The organism is Catenovulum sp. SX2 (genome assembly GCF_052056295.1).
Lineage (GTDB): Bacteria > Pseudomonadota > Gammaproteobacteria > Enterobacterales > Alteromonadaceae > Catenovulum.
Window position 1 is genome coordinate 2820134 of record NZ_CP182493.1, and the last position, 16869, is coordinate 2837002.

Sequence of the window (16869 nt, forward strand, 5' to 3'; positions counted from 1 at the left end):
AATAACTATGTTTGATTTGATGAGTGAACATAACGACGAAGCAATCATTAAAGTGATTGGTGTTGGTGGTGGCGGCGGCAACGCTGTTGAGCACATGGTAAAACACACAATTGAGGGTGTTGAATTTATTACCGCAAATACAGATGCGCAAGCGCTACGCAACTCGTCTGCGGAAACTACCATTCAGTTGGGTCGTGACGTAACTAAAGGGTTAGGTGCAGGTGCTAACCCTGAAATTGGTCGTAAATCGGCAGAAGAAGATCGCCAAGTTATCCAAGAAGCCATTCGTGGTGCGGATATGGTGTTTATCGCTGCTGGTATGGGCGGTGGTACAGGTACAGGTGCTGCACCAGTTGTTGCTGAAATTGCCCGTGAAATGGGGATTTTAACAGTTGCTGTTGTGACTAAACCTTTCCCATTTGAAGGCAAAAAGCGTATGCAATACGCGGATATTGGTATTGAAGAATTAGCTAAACATGTTGATTCATTAATCACAATTCCAAACGACAAATTATTAAAAGTACTAGGTAAAGGCACTAGCTTGTTAGATGCGTTTAAAGCAGCTAACAATGTATTACAAGGTGCAGTTCAAGGTATTGCTGAGTTAATTACCCGTCCAGGTTTAATTAACGTTGACTTTGCAGACGTGAAAACAGTTATGTCTGAAATGGGTACAGCTATGATGGGTACAGGTGTGGCTTCTGGTGAAGACCGTGCTGAAGAAGCGGCAGAAGCTGCAATTTCTAGCCCGTTATTAGAAGACGTGGATTTAGCAGGTGCACGCGGTATCTTAGTAAACATTACTGCGGGTATGGATATCAGCATTGAAGAATTTGAAACTGTTGGTAATGCAGTTAAAGGTTTTGCATCTGAAAACGCGACTGTAGTTGTTGGTGCGGTAATTGACGCGGATATGACTGACGAATTACGTGTAACTGTTGTTGCAACAGGTATTGGTGATACGCGTCCAGATATCTCTTTAGTACCAAACAACAAAGTAAGTTTAAATGAGCGTCCGGTTGGCAACTTCCGTAGTTCAGAAGTTGCTGCAGGCTCTGCAGCTGTTGCAATTGAAGAGCGTACAGCTGCGCCAGCGCATGTACCTGCAAGTGACTCAAATGCAGCGCAAAACTTAGATTATTTGGATATTCCAGCGTTTTTACGTAAGCAAGCAGACTAATTTCCTCAATAGAGGAAAACTGTGTATTGTTTAACAAATATACAGTTTGTCAGTAACGCTTTATCGTTTGCACTGGTCTAATGTGTTATAATGGACGCATAGTTTACATGTGCGCAACAGCTTATTAATTGTGCTGTTGCAAACAAACATGTGCTGCAACTTAAATTAGTTAAGTTGCGTGTAACACATACATTTGGAGACAAAATAGCCATATGGTAAAACAACGTACACTAAAAACGAGTGTGACTACGCTTGGGGTTGGTTTGCACCGAGGAGAAAAAGTCAGAATAACACTGCGCCCTGCACCTGCTAATACAGGGATAGTATTTCGCCGTGTTGACTTAGATCCCGTGGTGGATATGCCAATATCTCCAGAAGCAGTCACTGACACTACTATGTGTACCTGTATGACCAATGCAGACGGTGTAACTGTATCTACGGTAGAGCACTTAATGTCAGCTTTAGCTGGCCTTGGTATCGACAATGTTATTGTTGAATTAGATGCCAATGAAGTGCCTATTGTTGATGGCAGTGCTAGCCCTTTTATTATGTTGATAGAAGAGGCAGGCATTGAAGAGTTGAAAGCGGCGAAAAAGTTTATTCGAATTGATAAACCTATCCGTGTTGAAGTTGGCGATAAGTGGGCAGAAATTTTGCCGCACAATGGTTTTAAACTCGATTTTGCAATTGAGTTTCCACACCCGGCCATTTCGTCTACCAAACAACATGTGTCTATGGATTTCTCAAGCCAAACTTTTATCACTGAAGTGTCACGCGCACGTACTTTTGGTTTTATGAAAGACTTTGAGTATTTACGTGCGAATAACTTGGCATTAGGTGCTAATTTTGACAATGCTGTGGTGTTAGATGAGTTCCAAGTTTTAAATGCTAACGGCTTACGTTATGACGATGAGTTTGTTATGCATAAAATTTTGGATGCGATTGGTGATTTGTACATGGCAGGTTTGCCATTGTTAGGTCACTTCCGTTCATTTAAAACGGGTCATGCGTTAAATAATATTTTGTTGCGTGAAATACTAAAGCAAACTGATAGTTGGACTTTAGTTGAATTTAATCAAACTCAAACCTCGCCATTACAGTTTATGGCGGCGTCTCCTGCATAGTTTTGATATTAAACAGCTGCTACTTAGGCAGCTGTTTAGTTTATCTATCCTACTTGAAGATATATGTTAAAAATTTCTAATACAGTTACTATCTTTGAGTCTGAAATCGAGTTTTCTGCTATTCGTGCTATGGGCGCGGGTGGGCAAAACGTTAACAAGGTTTCGAGTGCCATTCATTTACGTTTTGATATTAATCAATCGTCATTACCTGATTTTTATAAACAGCGTTTGTTGTCATTTTCCGATAGTCGCATCAATAAAGATGGTGTAATCATTATTAAAGCGCAGTCGTTTCGTACCCAAGAGCAAAATAAACAAGATGCTTTGGAGCGTTTGTTGCAGTTAATTAAAGCTGCCACTGTTGTGCGTAAGGTGCGTAAAGCGACTAAGCCGACTAAGAGTTCGCAGCGAAAGCGTGTTGATGCGAAGAAGAAAAAAGGTTCGGTGAAAAACTTACGAGGTAAGGTGAGTTTTTAGCGTTTTTCCAATGTATTGGAGCAGATTGCTGCTTGATCTGTGGCATTTGAGTCCATTCGAAGCATAATTTTATAAAAACGCTGTTCGCCAGTCCCTGGCCGCTCGCAAAAGGCATCCATGCCTTTTGAGGTTTTATAAAATTAGCGTTCAAATACACTCATATCTAGCTGTTGTATTGCTGCTTAATTTTATTCTTGTGAACAATGGTGAACTTGTAAATTGATCGCTATTTGATCTGTGGCATTTGAGTCCATTCGAAGCATAATTTTATAAAAACGCTTTTCGCCAGTCCCTGGCCGCTCCCAAAAAAAAGGCATCCATGTCGTTTGAAGTTTTATAAAATTAGCATTCGAATACACTCATATCAGGCTATTGTGTTGCTGCATGAACTAGCAGCGATTCCAGTGTGCATGAGGTGTATGGGCGTGTTGCGAGCAAAACTTCACAAGGGAGGGATATCTTGTGTGAGCGGCTCAGGGACGAGTTAAAAGCGATTTTGCTCGCAATACCCCATATGCCTTATGCGAGGGATACTCCAAGCATTTTGGTGACTTGTTCGGAATTCCCCATTTATATTATGGCTATATTGCACCCACTCAGTAGACTACTTCAAATTTATCAACCGTGACAACGCAGCTTGAATATTCTCCGGTAAATCTTGCATAGTGGCGGTTAAATCTTGCTTAGTTTTATCTGACAAAGTTTTTGCTGCTTTCTTACTTGAAGTCGCATATGAGGCAGAGCTTTCTTTAACTAAGTTAGAAGATGTCGACATGTTCGGGTCAACTTGGCACTTAATACTGAATAAATCAGGGTGAGTTACTCTAAGTTGGCTCAATAACTGACTGCGACAAGCATTAAATTGCATTTGATAACTGGCATTTGGTAGGCTCAAAGTTAAAATACCACGCTCAAATTGCACTACTTTTATGCATTTTCGCAGCGAATTGGGCAAATTAAGCGCTAGCTCCTTTGAAATCTCGCTGGTATACTCGGGCTTAACATTTTTTTGCTGCCGATCTGGCCATTTTTGAGCCATGATCTGCGATAAATTTTTCGGTCTAGGTCGCATTAACTAATCACTATGTCGCTATCAATACAGTACACAAAAAACGGTCGCCAATTAGAATGGCACTTGGGATTTGCCCATGCCGTCGCATTTTGCGTGCTTATCATTTGTTTAGCCGTTTTAATCCTAAGTAGTATATACCCAAAATCAGCACAAACCGAACAACCAATCGCACCTGTTAATCAATCTCGTCTTGCACTTACAGAACAAAAAGAAGCACTTTATTCACTAAAATCGAGAACTGAGGTTGAACTTGCAGCGATCAAGCTCAAATTATCTGAATTACAAAGTTACGCATTGCGTATGAATGCACTCGGCGCTCGTTTAGCTGAAAACGCCAGTTTGCATATGGATGAATTTAATTTTGCTGATATGCCAGCAACTGGTGGTCCAGCAGATGAACAAGCTGATATTTTACAAAATGTTGTGGTTGAGCATGAGCTACTCACAGAAATGTCGCAACTACTCGATTTTTACAATCAACAAGAACAACAACTTAGCCTACTTGAATCTGTCATCATGAATCACCATATAAGTGACCAAGTGTATGTTTCAGGTCGACCAATTCAAGCTGGTTGGTTATCTTCATATTATGGCATGCGTAAAGACCCTTTTAGTGGTTTGCCCGCTATGCATAAAGGGATAGATTTTGCCGGAAAAGAAGGTAACTCGGTTATTGCTACAGGTGCAGGGGTTGTAACTTGGGCGGATGAAAGATACGGTTATGGCAGGTTGATTGAGATTGATCATGGACAAGGTTTAAAAACTCGATATGGTCATAATAAAGAATTATTGGTTTCAGTTGGAGATGTAGTGAGCAAGGGCGCTCAAATAGCCGTTATGGGCTCAACAGGTCGCTCTACAGGTCCACATGTTCATTATGAAATCTTAAGAAACGGCAAACAGATAGACCCTTTAAAATACGTTTATCGTCGTGCAAAATAGCGCTTAGAAAAGCACACATCCCGAATGGGAACTTACCTTTTAATAAATAGAGAGCACTTAGCTGGAAGCAGCTGGTCAGGATAGATTAATGATTACAAAAATACTGACATCGATATTTGGTAGCAGAAACGATCGTTTTATTAAAAAATTAAATAAAGTTGTTACGCAGATAAATGGTTTAGAAGCTGAATTAGAAGGCTTGAGTGACGAAGAGTTAAAAGCGAAAACAGAAGAGTTTCGTAAACGCCTAGCTGACGGCGCGACTGTTGATAGCTTATTACCAGAAGCATTTGCCGTTTGTCGTGAAGCATCAAAACGTGTATTAGGCATGCGCCACTTTGATGTGCAGTTATTAGGCGGCATGGTGTTACACCAAGGTAAAATTGCCGAAATGCGTACAGGTGAAGGTAAAACTTTAACCGCAACTTTGCCTACCTATTTAAATGGTTTAGCAGGGCATGTACACGTAGTTACAGTAAATGATTACTTAGCTTATCGTGACTCTAACTGGAGCCGCCCGTTATTTGAATTTTTAGGCATGACAGTTGGTTGTAACATTCCTGGTATGGGCCCGGTTGAAAAGCGCCAAGCGTACGAAGCGGATGTGACCTATGGTACAAACAACGAGTTTGGTTTTGACTACCTACGTGACAACATGGCGTTTAGTGCCGAAGAGCGTGTGCAAAGTGAATTAAAATTTGCTGTAGTCGATGAAGTTGACTCAATTTTAATCGACGAAGCGCGTACGCCATTAGTGATTTCAGGTCCAGCAGAAGACAGTTCGGTTTTATATCAACAAATTAACCAAGTTGTGCCGAATTTAATTCAAGCTGATAAAGAAGATTCTGAAGAGGAAGAGAGTGAAGGCCACTTCACCATTGATGAAAAATCTAAACAAGTGCATTTGACTGAAAAAGGCCAAATCGCAGTTGAAGAGATTTTGATTGAGAACAAAGTTTTACAAGAAGGTGATTCACTCTATAGCGCAGCAAATATAGGTTTATTGGCGCATGTTAATGCTGCATTACGCGCACATAAGCTTTATCACAAAGATGTTGATTACTTAGTTAAAGACCAACAAATTGTTATTGTTGACGAGCACACTGGCCGTACTATGGAGGGCCGTCGTTGGTCTGAAGGTTTGCACCAAGCTATTGAAGCTAAAGAAGGTGTGCAAATTCAAAACGAAAACCAAACTTTGGCTTCCATTACCTTCCAGAACTATTTCCGCTTATACAACAAGCTAGCGGGTATGACAGGTACTGCGGATACTGAAGCGTTCGAGTTTAACTATATCTACGGCTTAGAAACCATTATCTTGCCAACCAATCGCCCTATGATCCGTAAAGATCATGCTGATTTGGTTTATTTAACCGCTGAAGAAAAATACGAAGCTATTGTTGAAGATATTAAACAATGTGTTGAAGATGGTCGTCCTGTGCTAGTGGGCACAATTTCAATTGAAAACTCTGAGTTATTATCTCGTGTACTGAAAAAAGCTAAAATTAAACACCAAGTGTTAAATGCTAAGTATCACGCGAAAGAAGCGGAAATTGTCGCATTAGCCGGTCGCCCTGGTGCAGTTACTATCGCAACTAATATGGCGGGTCGTGGTACGGATATCGTATTGGGCGGTAATTCAGAGATTGAAATCGACCAATTAACTAATCCAACTGACGAGCAAATTGCAAAAATTAAAGCTGATTGGCAATCGCGTCATGATGCAGTAGTTGCAGCGGGTGGTTTACACATTATTGGTACTGAACGTCACGAATCTCGTCGTATTGATAACCAGTTACGTGGCCGTGCTGGTCGTCAAGGTGACCCAGGTTCTTCACGATTCTACTTATCTATGGAAGATGCGTTAATGCGCATATTTGCCAGCGATCGTGTATCTGGTTTAATGAAAAAACTTGGTATGGAGCGTGGCGAAGCTATTGAGCATCCATGGGTAACAAAAGCGATTGAAAATGCTCAGCGCAAAGTTGAAGCTCGTAACTTTGATATTCGTAAACAGTTGCTTGAGTACGATGATGTCGCCAATGACCAACGTAAAGTGGTTTACCAACAGCGTAACGAGTTAATGAATGAAAGTGATATTAGTGACACTATCACTGTCATTCGTACCGATGTATTAAGTTCGACAATTGATGCGTATATCCCACCACAGTCAGTTGAAGAAATGTGGGATGTTGCTGGTTTAACTGAACGTTTAAAAGCAGACTTCACACTAGATGTGCCAATTCAACAATGGTTGGATGAAGACAATAAACTAGACGAAGAAAAATTACGTGAACGCATTGCCGCCGCTTTAGATGAAGCTTATGCGGAAAAAGAAAAACAAGTTGGCGCACCAGTTTTACGCCACTTCGAAAAAGCGATTATGTTACAAAGCTTAGATTCGCATTGGAAAGAGCATTTAGCCGCAATGGATCACTTACGCCAAGGTATTCATTTACGTGGTTATGCACAGAAAAATCCTAAACAAGAATATAAGCGTGAATCTTTTGAACTATTCTCACAAATGTTAGAAGCGCTCAAAGTTGAAGTAGTTGGTGTATTGTCTAAAGTAAAAGTTCGCGAAGAATCTGACGTTGAAGCTGTAGAAGCAAAGCGTCGTCAAGCAGAAGCAGCACCAAAACAATATCAACACGACAATGAAGAAGCATTGGCGGATGGCAAAAAGCCAAAAGCTTTTATTCGTGAAGGTGCTAAAGTCGGCCGCAACGATCCTTGTCCTTGTGGTTCAGGTGAAAAATACAAAAACTGTCATGGTAAATTAAACTAATGGCTAAGCTTGTTCATGTTGCCGTTGCTGTGGTTATTCAGCAAAACAATGGACGAAATGAGGTGTTGATTGCTAAACGCAATCAACACCAACATCAAGGTGGCAAATGGGAATTCCCTGGCGGCAAAGTCGAGCAGGAAGAACAAGTGACAGAAGCACTTGCTCGCGAAATGCTTGAAGAATGTAACGTTCAAGTGATAAGCAGTGCACCATTGATTAAGATTGAACATGATTATGGTGACAAAAAAGTTGTGTTAGACACATATGTGGTAGAGCAGCACGCAGGCACAGCAAAAGGCAATGAAGGCCAAGAAATTCGCTGGGTTGACGTAAACTCACTCAAGCAATATACCTTTCCTGAAGCCAATAAAAGCATTATCAGTGCGATAGAAAGTTATTTTAACTAGCGATAATCTTACTTCTGTTCTAGCCTCAGTATTTCTGATAACTAGGTTAGATTTTTCTTCAGAAAAAAACACCAACACTGGCAAATAGTGTAGCCTATCCTAAACTTCTAATATTGTAGCTAACACATTACAACTTTGTTGGGAAACCTATTTTTTGAAGCCAATACAACAAGCTGGTCGCGGAAAAAGTTTTGTTAAACGTGTCTATTTACCCCGAGTTATCGGCTTTGGTTTAGGCGCCTTACCTGTTGGTTTAGTGGTTTATCAAAATGATCTAGCGACTTGGTATTGGTTCGGGATCTTTTTTTCTGCATTTGTTTGGCCACATCTCGCTTTCATTTTAGGCATGCGTGCCAAAGATCACTATAAGTCTGAATTTAGAAGTTTATTTTTTGATTCCACTATAGTCGGGTTCTGGGTTGCAGCTATGGGCTTTAATATTATGCCCAGCATCCTATTGTTATCAGCTAGCGGTTTAAACAATATCTCAGCTGGCGGCGTACGTTTCTACATGATGGGCTGGTTGGCTGTGTTGCTTGGTATGCTGGCTAATTTTTTGCTGGTTGCACCACATATTAGTTTTGCTAGTAGTGAATTAACTATGTTGATATGTGCTCCTTTGGCACTGTTTTATCCACTATTAGTTGGTTTTGTAACTTTTCGTTTATCGAAAAAACTTTCTGAAGAGCGCAAACTAGCATTGGAATTGAGCCGCACGGATTCCTTGTCACAACTACCTAATAGAGGTTACTGGGAAGCTCGAGTGCAAGATATTTTTCAGCACGCGAAAACACATAATGAAACTCCTGCTTTGGTCATGATAGATATAGACCACTTTAAAAAAATTAATGATACCCACGGCCACTTGGTTGGCGACAAAGTTTTAATCGCTTTTGCTGATGCCCTCAAAAAATTTTTCCAAGGTAGCAATGCAACGCTCGGGCGTTATGGTGGTGAAGAGTTTGGTGTATTGATCCCACATTCAGATCCACATTCAGCAGAGCATATTGCCAATGCATTTCGTGTTTATTTAGAAAAAGAAAGCTTAGCAACTTGCAAACAGCTAAATATCAAACTCAGTGTTAGTGCAGGTATTGCTTTGTTAACTAAAGAAATTAAAGATTTTTCTCAATGGATTGATATTGCCGACCAAGCTTTGTACGATGCGAAAACTAATGGTCGCAATCAAGTCTGCTTAGCACAACAAACTTATACACCAAGTTTTGCAGCTTCAACAGCCAATCAGGCTTGAATGTAATTTAGTTATAATACTTCTTAAGTAATATCTGATATTTCAGGGAAAATTGAATCATGCTTACGCAAATCATCAAAGTGTTTATTGCACTTAACTCCGAAAACTCACCGCGGCAAATAGCCTATGCAATGGCACTGGGTATGGTTATTGGCTTAACGCCATTGTTCAGCTTACACAATTTGCTCATTTTATTATTGGCGTTTTTAATACGCGTGCACTTAGGTAGTTTTTTTGTCAGTTGGAGTGTATTTGCATTATTAGGGCTGCTGTTTGCCCCTATATTTGCGAGTTTAGGTGAAGCTTTATTAACATCAGCTGCGCTTGAATCTACTTGGCACGCTTTGTATCAAATCACCTTATTTAAATTGGCGCATTTACATCATACAGTAACATTAGGCGCGTTATTGGTAACCTCTGTATTGTTTGTGCCCTTTGCATTGTTAGCCCAGTATCTAGTGGTTAAATATAGAGATCATGTAATGGCTTTTGTGATGAAAATGAAAATAGTGCAAATGCTTAAAGGCTCGCGTTTTTACCAATTTTATTTGAAAGTGCAGGGAGGTGGCGCATGAAAAAGTATTTGAGATGGCAGGGTTTTGCTGGGTTTGTAGCTGTTATCGCATTGTTGGCAGCGAGCGTATATTTATTTGCTGGTAGTTTAATTAAACTTGCAATTGAACAAGTGGGTGAGCGTGTATATGGCGCTGAAATTAATGTAGAAAAGGTCAATGTTAATTGGTCGCCAGTTAGTATTGAACTTGTGCACTTACAAGTAACAGATAAACAAAACCCAGCTAACAACTTGGTTGAGTTTGATACAGCTGTTGCCGCTGTCGACTTATGGCAATATCTGTTAGGTAAAACCTTAATTACAGATTTACAAGTTGCTAAATTGCAATTAGATAGCCAAAGAGCAACACAGGGTAAACTATATGAAGTGTCGCAAGCTTCGGAAGAATCTGCGCAACAAGTATCGAAATTAGATGAAATTAAAGCAGAAATACCGGATGTAAAAACGCTATTAAATGACAGTAACTTGATTACTGTTGAAAAAGCACAAGCGCTACAAACGACGCTTGCGGAAGAAAAAGCGAAAATCAAACAGCTAAAAGCTGACTTGCCAGATAAATCTAAGCTAAAAGAATACGAAGCTAAAATTAAACAATTAACCGACTCTGAAGTTGATAGTTTAGAAGACCTAGCCAAGCTAAAAACACAATTAGATGAACTAAAAGCTGAAATTAAGCAAGACAAAGCACAGCTTAAACAGGCTAAAGAGCAGTTAAGTGACAGCAATGCTAAATTAAAACTTGCAACCAAAGAGCTCAAAGCTGCACCAGAGCAAGACTGGCAACAAGTGAAACAAACTTATCAATTGGAAACTTTTGAAGCTGAAGATTTAGCGCATATTTTATTTGGCGAAGAAGCACGCAGTTATTACCAGTACGCAGAAAAAGCCTATGACTTGTTAAAACCTTTTATTAAAAAAGGTGAAACTGATGGTCAGGATGACGCGGTTGAGCACAGTGTCGGCCGTTTTGTTCATTTTGATGAAGAAAATCCCATTCCTGATTGGATGGTAGCCAAAGGCAAAATTGAACTAGTCAACCCAAAAGGCACTATTTGGATTGAGCTTAAAGATATTCATGTGCAGCATTGGAAAAAAACAACCGCAAGCCGCGTAGATGTTTTTTCTAACGCGTTTGCTCAAGGTGATTTAAAAGGCCAGTTAGATTATTGGGTTGATCAAGAATCAAATATTAAAAGCCAAGCAAACTGGCAGTTTAATGATTTAAAAGTGGCGAAAGATAAAAGTTCAAAAGCTAAATTTAGTTTACAACAAACTCAGCTAACGGGCGTGGGTGAACTTTCTTACCAACAAGGCCTGTTAGACGCCAATACGGCGTTAGACTTAGTTAAACCTCAGTTTAGCTCTACCTCGTCATCTCGTTGGATGAAACAGGTTATCGAAGCGTTAAATCAGCAACAGAAGATCCCTGCGGAAATTTTATTGTCCGGTAAAGCGACCTCTCCTAGCTGGAAGATTAATTCTGCTCTGGACAATATTGTTAAAGACAGTGTTAAAGCGTCAGCCAATGCTGAGTTGGATAAACTTAAAGCTGAGTATCAAACGAAACTCAATGCCAAAATGGCTGATAAGCTGGATATGTCTGAGCAGGAGCTTGCGCAAATTGGCGATTTATCGGCTTGGATTGATGATACTGAAGGTAGTTTGCAAAAGTTGTTGGATGCTAAAGTGGATTCGTTTAAAGAAAAACAAAAAGATAAGTTAAAAGATAAAGTTAAAGATAAATTAAGTAAGTTTTTCTAGGTTTGAATAATGGGCTTTGTTGCTGCAGATGTTGTGGCAATCAAGCCCATTTGAAGCATGGTTTTCAAAAAACGCTGTGAACCCGTCCGCGGGCGCTCCGCTTTATCATCCCTGATAAAGAAGTTTTTGAAAACCAGCATTCAAATAGACTTGTATCGAACATTACTAGTGTTGTTCGATTTATCGCTGCTAGTTTGGTGCTGGCAAAGCCCATTGGAAGCATAATTTTCTAAAAACGCTTTTCGCCAGTCCCTGGCCGCTCGCAAAAGGCATCCATGCCTTTTGAAGTTTTAGAAAACTAGCATTCCAACGGGCTTTTATTGAGCATTGCTATTGCTGTGGGCTTCGGCGCTGCTAGTTTGGTGGTGGCAAAGCCCATTGGAAGCATAATTTTCTAAAAACGCTTTTCGCCAGTCCCTGGCCGCTCACAAAAGGCATCCATGCCTTTTGAAGTTTTAGAAAACTAGCATTCCAACGGACTTTTATAGAGCATTTTTATCGCTGTGGGATTTGTCGCCGCTAGTTTGGTGGTGGCAAAGCCCATCGGAAGCATAATTTTCTAAAAACGCTTAGCTGTGAGTCGGTTGTTCATCCTTGAAGGTAAGGCCCTGTCGTCATCCATGACTCCACCTCTCTCGGCTGCGAAGCTGCGCTTCGGTCCTCATTCGCCCATGCCTTTTGAAGTTTTAGAAAATTATCTTTCCAACGGATTTTTACTGGGCATTGTTATTGCTGTGTTTACTAGCCGCGGCACAGATGTCGCGGGAGTATGGGAATTGCGAACACACGAACCAACCTTGAATTATAGGGATATAATTCCGGAGCGACCAAGGACGGTGTATAGCGTTTGGTGAGTTGTTCGGAATTTCCATGCGACCTTATACATATTGCTCGGAATACCCCATATGCCTTATGCGAGAGATACTCCAAGCGTTTGGTGAGTTGATTACCACCGCAATACCGCTTTTTCATTAACTCCTGCAACAAAACTGACGCCATTATCTTCAATTTTTAACGGCGCTGCTTTGCCATTCACAGTTAACTTAATTTGCTCAATAGGCGGTTGATTGATGCCAACAAAATTAACACTTATATGTCTTTGTGCAGGCATATTCGAATACATGCCTTGGCTTGGATGTATAGTTAAACGCTGTAAAGCTTCTTGATAAAGAATAAAGCTAGTCGCGTATTGATTGTCTAAACGATAGGCTGGGGTTTTATCGTCATCTTCGTATAAAACAAACTGGCCATCTTCACCTGTGTATACATCTAAAATTAACTGACTTTTATCAATAAATAGTGTACTTACAGCATATGGGCGTTTTGGAACAATAGAGCCAGCTTTGGCAAAAATAGGCATTTGTGCTGGTAACAATTTTCGCTGTAACACCTTATCGCCTTCAATTGTTTTTGCTGCCGAGCTATCCGTGTTGATGTCATACCACAAACCCGGTGGTAGCCAAAAATTAACTGTGCTCATGCCCATCTTGTCGGCTGGTTGGCTGTTAGGTACAACCAATAAATTATCACCCCACATATACTGTAAATCATACTGCCAAGCTTGTGCATATTCTGGGTATTCGAGCAACATAGCGCGGGCGATTGGTACACCTGTGTGATGTGCTTGATGTGCCGCTGAGTACAAATACGGCATAAGTTGATAGCGCAATTTAGCGTAATGTTTAAATGGCGCTAAAACCTGTTGGTTGCGGTCTAGTGGCCAGCGTGATTCACCCATACCATGCGGTTTCCAAATAGGCGAAAATGCGCCCATAGCAAGTGCCCATTGCTGATACAACACATCATCTGGCCCTTTATTGTTTTGCCAATCGTAAAAACCGCCAGCGTCATGTCCCCAATATGGGAAGGCAGATAAACCAGCTAACTGCATGCCTCGAATACTGTGTTGCATGTCGTAATAGTTAGGGTAAATATCACCACTCCATAGCGTTGCATATCTTTGTGCTCCCGCTGTCATACCGCGTACCCACACAAATGGACGTTTGTTTAAATTGGCGTTATCCCAACCATCTTTAACCAGCGCTTGGGCGATTAAAAAGAACCAATAATTACGCATTTCAGCTGACAAATGACCGTTGGCTAATTTAGTCGTTAGTGGCGCGGCGCCTTGCTCGTCAAATTCATCTATCCACAATGCATCACCCGGATAATTAAGTTTTGGATCGAGTGCTTGGGTAAAAAATATCTGCCAAAACCATTGTCTAAAATCGGCATTGGTTAAATCTGGTGCGCTGTTTCTAAATTCAATTTCTTCAATAAAAGGCAAATTAAACGACTTTTGCCAACCCTCGCTGTATTGGGCTATGCAGCGGTTAAAATCAAGCGTCAGGGTTAAACCGTTTTGTTCTAACCAATCTTTATATTCGCTTGGGTTTGGGTAGCGATCTTTATCCCAAGCAAGTTTGGACTCGCAGCGTTTGCCGCCTGCCGCGCGCCAGCGGTTGTCATTAACCACATGATCTAGTGGTAAACCAGCTTTCCTATGTTGAGTAATTTGTTGTTGCCACCAGTTTTGATCTGAAGGTGTTGGACTATTATGATCATGGCCTTTATCGGATAGCTGTAAACCAAACATGGATTTTGCCGGTAATCTAGGTTTGCCGGTTAACTTAACGTATTGGTTTAATACAGCTTTTAAATCATCACCGACAATCACAAATATATCCATTTGTGATTCACTGCCATAGCCGTTTAATTCAATGCTATAGGTTTGATTAGCACCAAAATTAAAGCGGTTTTGCTGCATGCTATTTACAAACATAGCATAATTTTTGCTCGATAAATAAAATGGCACTATCAAAGGGGCTTGTTCAATTGGCTCACTACCATAATTACGTTCGATAATTTGCCCGGCCAAATTTAACCCAGAATTTCGCGCATAAAAGCCGTGACCTAAACCTGTAAATTTTTCGTTTTTATCAAACTTAAATTGTGTGGAAATACTTTGGTTAGCTTGGGTTAACGGGGTTATCTCTTGTAAAAAAACACTGCTGTTATCTATATTATTTATTTGCTGAAATTGCGCCTGTAATGTCAGTGGATCTAAGCTAACTTGAATATTAGCTGTTGCAAATATGAGCTGCTGCTTGGTTTGTTTAAAGCTTAATTCGGCCGGCCAATTATGTTGTTCGACCATTAAATAGTGGTCATCAGCAAAAAACGATTGTGCAGTGGTTATGCTTTGAATACGAATGATATCGTCGCCATAAGCTCGTATTTTTCGCTGCAAGTTTAATTGTGGAGCGCTAACTAAATAGCCGTCATCCAGTTGTGTAACTTGAACGGCTTGATTTGCCCAAGCACTATTCAACACTACAGCTAAAGATAATATTACCCAACGCATCAAACTCATAACCCTAAACATCCAATATCTAAAATGCCAAATCAGTAGCGGAGAATTATGCCGTAATAGCGGTAAAATTAAATACCCGATTCGAACTATAGTATTTGAACAAACATAGGCTTTGGTCTAAAAACTATGATTACGTTGACAAAGCATGATGATTAAGTGCTAAGCAGACTTTTGTCTACCGGTGGCATTTTGGCTTGGTTGCACTTATACTTAAGCTTTACTCGCTCGAGCTATACATCAAATTAGGTATTACTATGACGACTGAAAATTCATTATTTACCCGCCAGCAAGAGAATAATAACGTGTGGCTGGCACAACAAACCGCAGGCGACGCTGCTTTTACTGACTATGGTGTGCAACCTAGCGTTTTACAATCAGAAGCTGAGGTTGGCCAAGCTATGTTGCAAGAGTTATATGCAACAGCTGCAGAGAAAAGCGGTGATATTAATATCGCCTTGTTAGGTGGCCGTGGTGCCCAAGAGTTACATAGACTGTTGGGTGAACTCGCCAAAACCTCAGAGCAAGATGCTTTGTTAGCGCGCTTGAATGTATTTACGCAAGATGCGTTAGCACCTATGGGCATGAATAATGGGTTGAGTTTTGTACGCGATTTTGAACGCATTTTAGGTGAAGCTTTTTTCAAAAAAATTAAAAGTTTTACCCCAATGCAAACTGACTTGGATGATTTAGAAGCTGGGTTAATTGCATATTTAAACAAGCTTGAATCATTGGGTGGTTTAGATATCTTTTTTATTGGCCATGGCCCAGAGCAAAATCAAGCGTCACATTTGGCTTATATCAAGCCTTTTTCTGGTGCACAATCAAACCATGTAGCTGGACTCATTCCAATTTCTAGCAGTATTTTAGAACACCACATCAGCAAATTTAAAGCCGGTGGCACTGTGGTTAGCGAAAGTGACGAAGCTGAATGTCGCAGTGCTCAATACATCTTAACTTTAGGGCCAGCAGCAATATTACAGGCGAAAAAAGTAGTCCAGTCGGTTGTTGATGCTGACTCTGCGCCAGCAAAAGTGCAAACTTATGCCAAGGTACTCAATAGCAAACTCAGTGATGATAAACAGCAAGCATTACAACAGCTTAATGAAAACCCGGGTTTGTGGATCCGACTCCACCCGAATACAAAATCTTTTGTATTGCCTAACCTAAATGTTTAACCCATATCGCCTAGGACACATTGCAGCATACTAATGGCAGCAAGTCCGGCGGTTTCAGTTCTAAGTACTCTAGGCCCCATTAAAATATCGGTAAAACCATGTTGGCGAGCAAGCGTGATTTCTTCGTCACTTAAGCCGCCTTCGGGGCCAATTAACAACTGAATATTGCTAGAATTTTTATCTAAGCGGCTAATGCCAATTTCGGCTTGTGGGTGCAAATTTAAGCGTAAACCATCGAATGTTTCAGCTAATACTTGGTTAATATCTTGAATATCACCAATGCTTGGCACAACCGCGCGACCAGATTGTTCACAAGCTGAGTGGACAATTTTTTGCCATTGTTCGACTTTTTTAGCAAAGCGCTCTGCATTGAGCTTAACCCCGCAGCGCTCACTGATAATAGGGGTAATGCGGCTAACCCCAAGTTCGACTGCTTTTTGAATGGTTAAATCCATTTTGTCACCACGTGAAATAACCTGTAGTAGTTCTATATTTAGCGGCGACTCTGAGTTGTTTTTTTCCGCCGATTGAATATCCACACATACCCGCTTGCGTGAACTTTCGCTAATGACACCAGCATAGTCAAATCCATCGCCATTAAATAACACAACAGGATGACCCGCTTGTTGGCGTAAAACTCGGCCAACATGATTGGCTGCTTCATCTGAAAGCTGCACATTGTCGCCTACCTTGAGTGGACTTGCATGATAAATTCGGCTAATTCGCATGTTTAAACTGTCGCTT

13 protein-coding genes are annotated in these 16869 nt (G+C 40.7%); 10 read left to right on the forward strand and 3 right to left on the reverse strand.

Annotated elements, in window-relative coordinates; genetic code table 11:
* Positions 1-7 precede the first annotated feature (7 nt).
* The 3 genes from ftsZ (at position 8) to arfB (ending at position 2781) form a co-directional block, all read left to right on the forward strand.
* Positions 8-1180 carry a cell division protein FtsZ gene (gene ftsZ / locus ACMZOO_RS11760; RefSeq protein WP_440903529.1) on the forward strand — a complete coding sequence of 391 codons (1173 nt, stop codon included), beginning with the start codon at positions 8-10 and terminating at the stop codon, positions 1178-1180.
* 212 nt (positions 1181-1392) lie between these two features.
* Positions 1393-2304 carry a UDP-3-O-acyl-N-acetylglucosamine deacetylase gene (gene lpxC / locus ACMZOO_RS11765; RefSeq protein WP_440903530.1) on the forward strand — a complete coding sequence of 304 codons (912 nt, stop codon included), beginning with the start codon at positions 1393-1395 and terminating at the stop codon, positions 2302-2304.
* A 63-nt stretch (positions 2305-2367) separates the two neighbouring features.
* On the forward strand, positions 2368-2781 hold the full coding sequence (arfB, locus tag ACMZOO_RS11770; RefSeq protein WP_440903531.1) for an alternative ribosome rescue aminoacyl-tRNA hydrolase ArfB: 414 nt from the start codon (positions 2368-2370) through the stop codon (positions 2779-2781).
* A 604-nt stretch (positions 2782-3385) separates the two neighbouring features.
* Here arfB and ACMZOO_RS11775 read toward each other — a convergent pair.
* Positions 3386-3736: a hypothetical protein gene (locus tag ACMZOO_RS11775; protein ID WP_440903532.1), complete on the reverse strand. Its 351-nt coding sequence runs from the start codon at positions 3734-3736 to the stop codon at positions 3386-3388.
* Positions 3737-3865: 129 nt separating this feature from the next.
* Between ACMZOO_RS11775 and ACMZOO_RS11780 the strand changes: the two genes are divergently transcribed.
* The 6 genes from ACMZOO_RS11780 (at position 3866) to ACMZOO_RS11805 (ending at position 11577) form a co-directional block, all read left to right on the forward strand.
* A complete protein-coding gene (locus tag ACMZOO_RS11780; RefSeq protein WP_440903533.1) occupies positions 3866-4795 on the forward strand; it encodes a M23 family metallopeptidase in 930 nt (309 codons plus the stop codon).
* 88 nt (positions 4796-4883) lie between these two features.
* A complete protein-coding gene (secA, locus tag ACMZOO_RS11785; RefSeq protein WP_440903534.1) occupies positions 4884-7583 on the forward strand; it encodes a preprotein translocase subunit SecA in 2700 nt (899 codons plus the stop codon).
* Complete coding sequence (gene mutT, locus ACMZOO_RS11790) at positions 7583-7990, forward strand: 8-oxo-dGTP diphosphatase MutT (protein ID WP_440903535.1); 408 nt, start codon at positions 7583-7585, stop codon at positions 7988-7990. Before secA ends, mutT begins: the two co-directional genes overlap by 1 nt.
* Before the next feature lie 154 nt (positions 7991-8144).
* Positions 8145-9242 (forward strand): diguanylate cyclase, encoded by a 1098-nt coding sequence (locus tag ACMZOO_RS11795; protein WP_440903536.1) that lies wholly within the window; start codon positions 8145-8147, stop codon positions 9240-9242.
* 59 nt (positions 9243-9301) lie between these two features.
* A complete protein-coding gene (locus ACMZOO_RS11800; protein ID WP_440903537.1) occupies positions 9302-9817 on the forward strand; it encodes a TIGR03546 family protein in 516 nt (171 codons plus the stop codon).
* Positions 9814-11577 (forward strand): TIGR03545 family protein, encoded by a 1764-nt coding sequence (locus ACMZOO_RS11805; RefSeq protein ID WP_440903538.1) that lies wholly within the window; start codon positions 9814-9816, stop codon positions 11575-11577. The genes ACMZOO_RS11800 and ACMZOO_RS11805 overlap by 4 nt, the downstream gene beginning before the upstream one ends.
* 946 nt (positions 11578-12523) lie before the next feature.
* Here ACMZOO_RS11805 and ACMZOO_RS11810 read toward each other — a convergent pair.
* Entirely contained in the window at positions 12524-14950 is a 2427-nt protein-coding gene (locus ACMZOO_RS11810; RefSeq protein ID WP_440903539.1) for a glycoside hydrolase family 31 protein, read from the reverse strand.
* A 254-nt stretch (positions 14951-15204) separates the two neighbouring features.
* Here ACMZOO_RS11810 and ACMZOO_RS11815 point away from each other — a divergent pair, with 254 nt between their 5' ends.
* A complete protein-coding gene (locus tag ACMZOO_RS11815) occupies positions 15205-16125 on the forward strand; it encodes a hypothetical protein (RefSeq protein WP_440903540.1) in 921 nt (306 codons plus the stop codon).
* On the opposite strand, the gene ACMZOO_RS11820 is transcribed toward ACMZOO_RS11815, so the two are convergent.
* Entirely contained in the window at positions 16122-16853 is a 732-nt protein-coding gene (locus ACMZOO_RS11820) for a 16S rRNA (uracil(1498)-N(3))-methyltransferase (RefSeq protein ID WP_440903541.1), read from the reverse strand. The two genes, ACMZOO_RS11815 and ACMZOO_RS11820, sit on opposite strands and share 4 nt — an antisense overlap.
* Positions 16854-16869 lie beyond the last annotated feature (16 nt).

Excerpts from the sequence above, each read along its gene's own strand:
- ACMZOO_RS11820 (WP_440903541.1), bottom strand. The coding sequence starts at position 16,853 with ATGCGAATTAGCCGAATTTATCATGCAAGTCCACTCAAGGTAGGCGAC.
- ACMZOO_RS11800 (WP_440903537.1), top strand. The coding sequence starts at position 9,302 with ATGCTTACGCAAATCATCAAAGTGTTTATTGCACTTAACTCCGAAAAC.
- lpxC (WP_440903530.1), top strand. The coding sequence starts at position 1,393 with ATGGTAAAACAACGTACACTAAAAACGAGTGTGACTACGCTTGGGGTT.
- ACMZOO_RS11780 (WP_440903533.1), top strand. The coding sequence starts at position 3,866 with ATGTCGCTATCAATACAGTACACAAAAAACGGTCGCCAATTAGAATGG.
- arfB (WP_440903531.1), top strand. The coding sequence starts at position 2,368 with ATGTTAAAAATTTCTAATACAGTTACTATCTTTGAGTCTGAAATCGAG.
- ftsZ (WP_440903529.1), top strand. The coding sequence starts at position 8 with ATGTTTGATTTGATGAGTGAACATAACGACGAAGCAATCATTAAAGTG.
- ACMZOO_RS11815 (WP_440903540.1), top strand. The coding sequence starts at position 15,205 with ATGACGACTGAAAATTCATTATTTACCCGCCAGCAAGAGAATAATAAC.
- ACMZOO_RS11810 (WP_440903539.1), bottom strand. The coding sequence starts at position 14,950 with ATGAGTTTGATGCGTTGGGTAATATTATCTTTAGCTGTAGTGTTGAAT.
- mutT (WP_440903535.1), top strand. The coding sequence starts at position 7,583 with ATGGCTAAGCTTGTTCATGTTGCCGTTGCTGTGGTTATTCAGCAAAAC.
- ACMZOO_RS11805 (WP_440903538.1), top strand. The coding sequence starts at position 9,814 with ATGAAAAAGTATTTGAGATGGCAGGGTTTTGCTGGGTTTGTAGCTGTT.
- secA (WP_440903534.1), top strand. The coding sequence starts at position 4,884 with ATGATTACAAAAATACTGACATCGATATTTGGTAGCAGAAACGATCGT.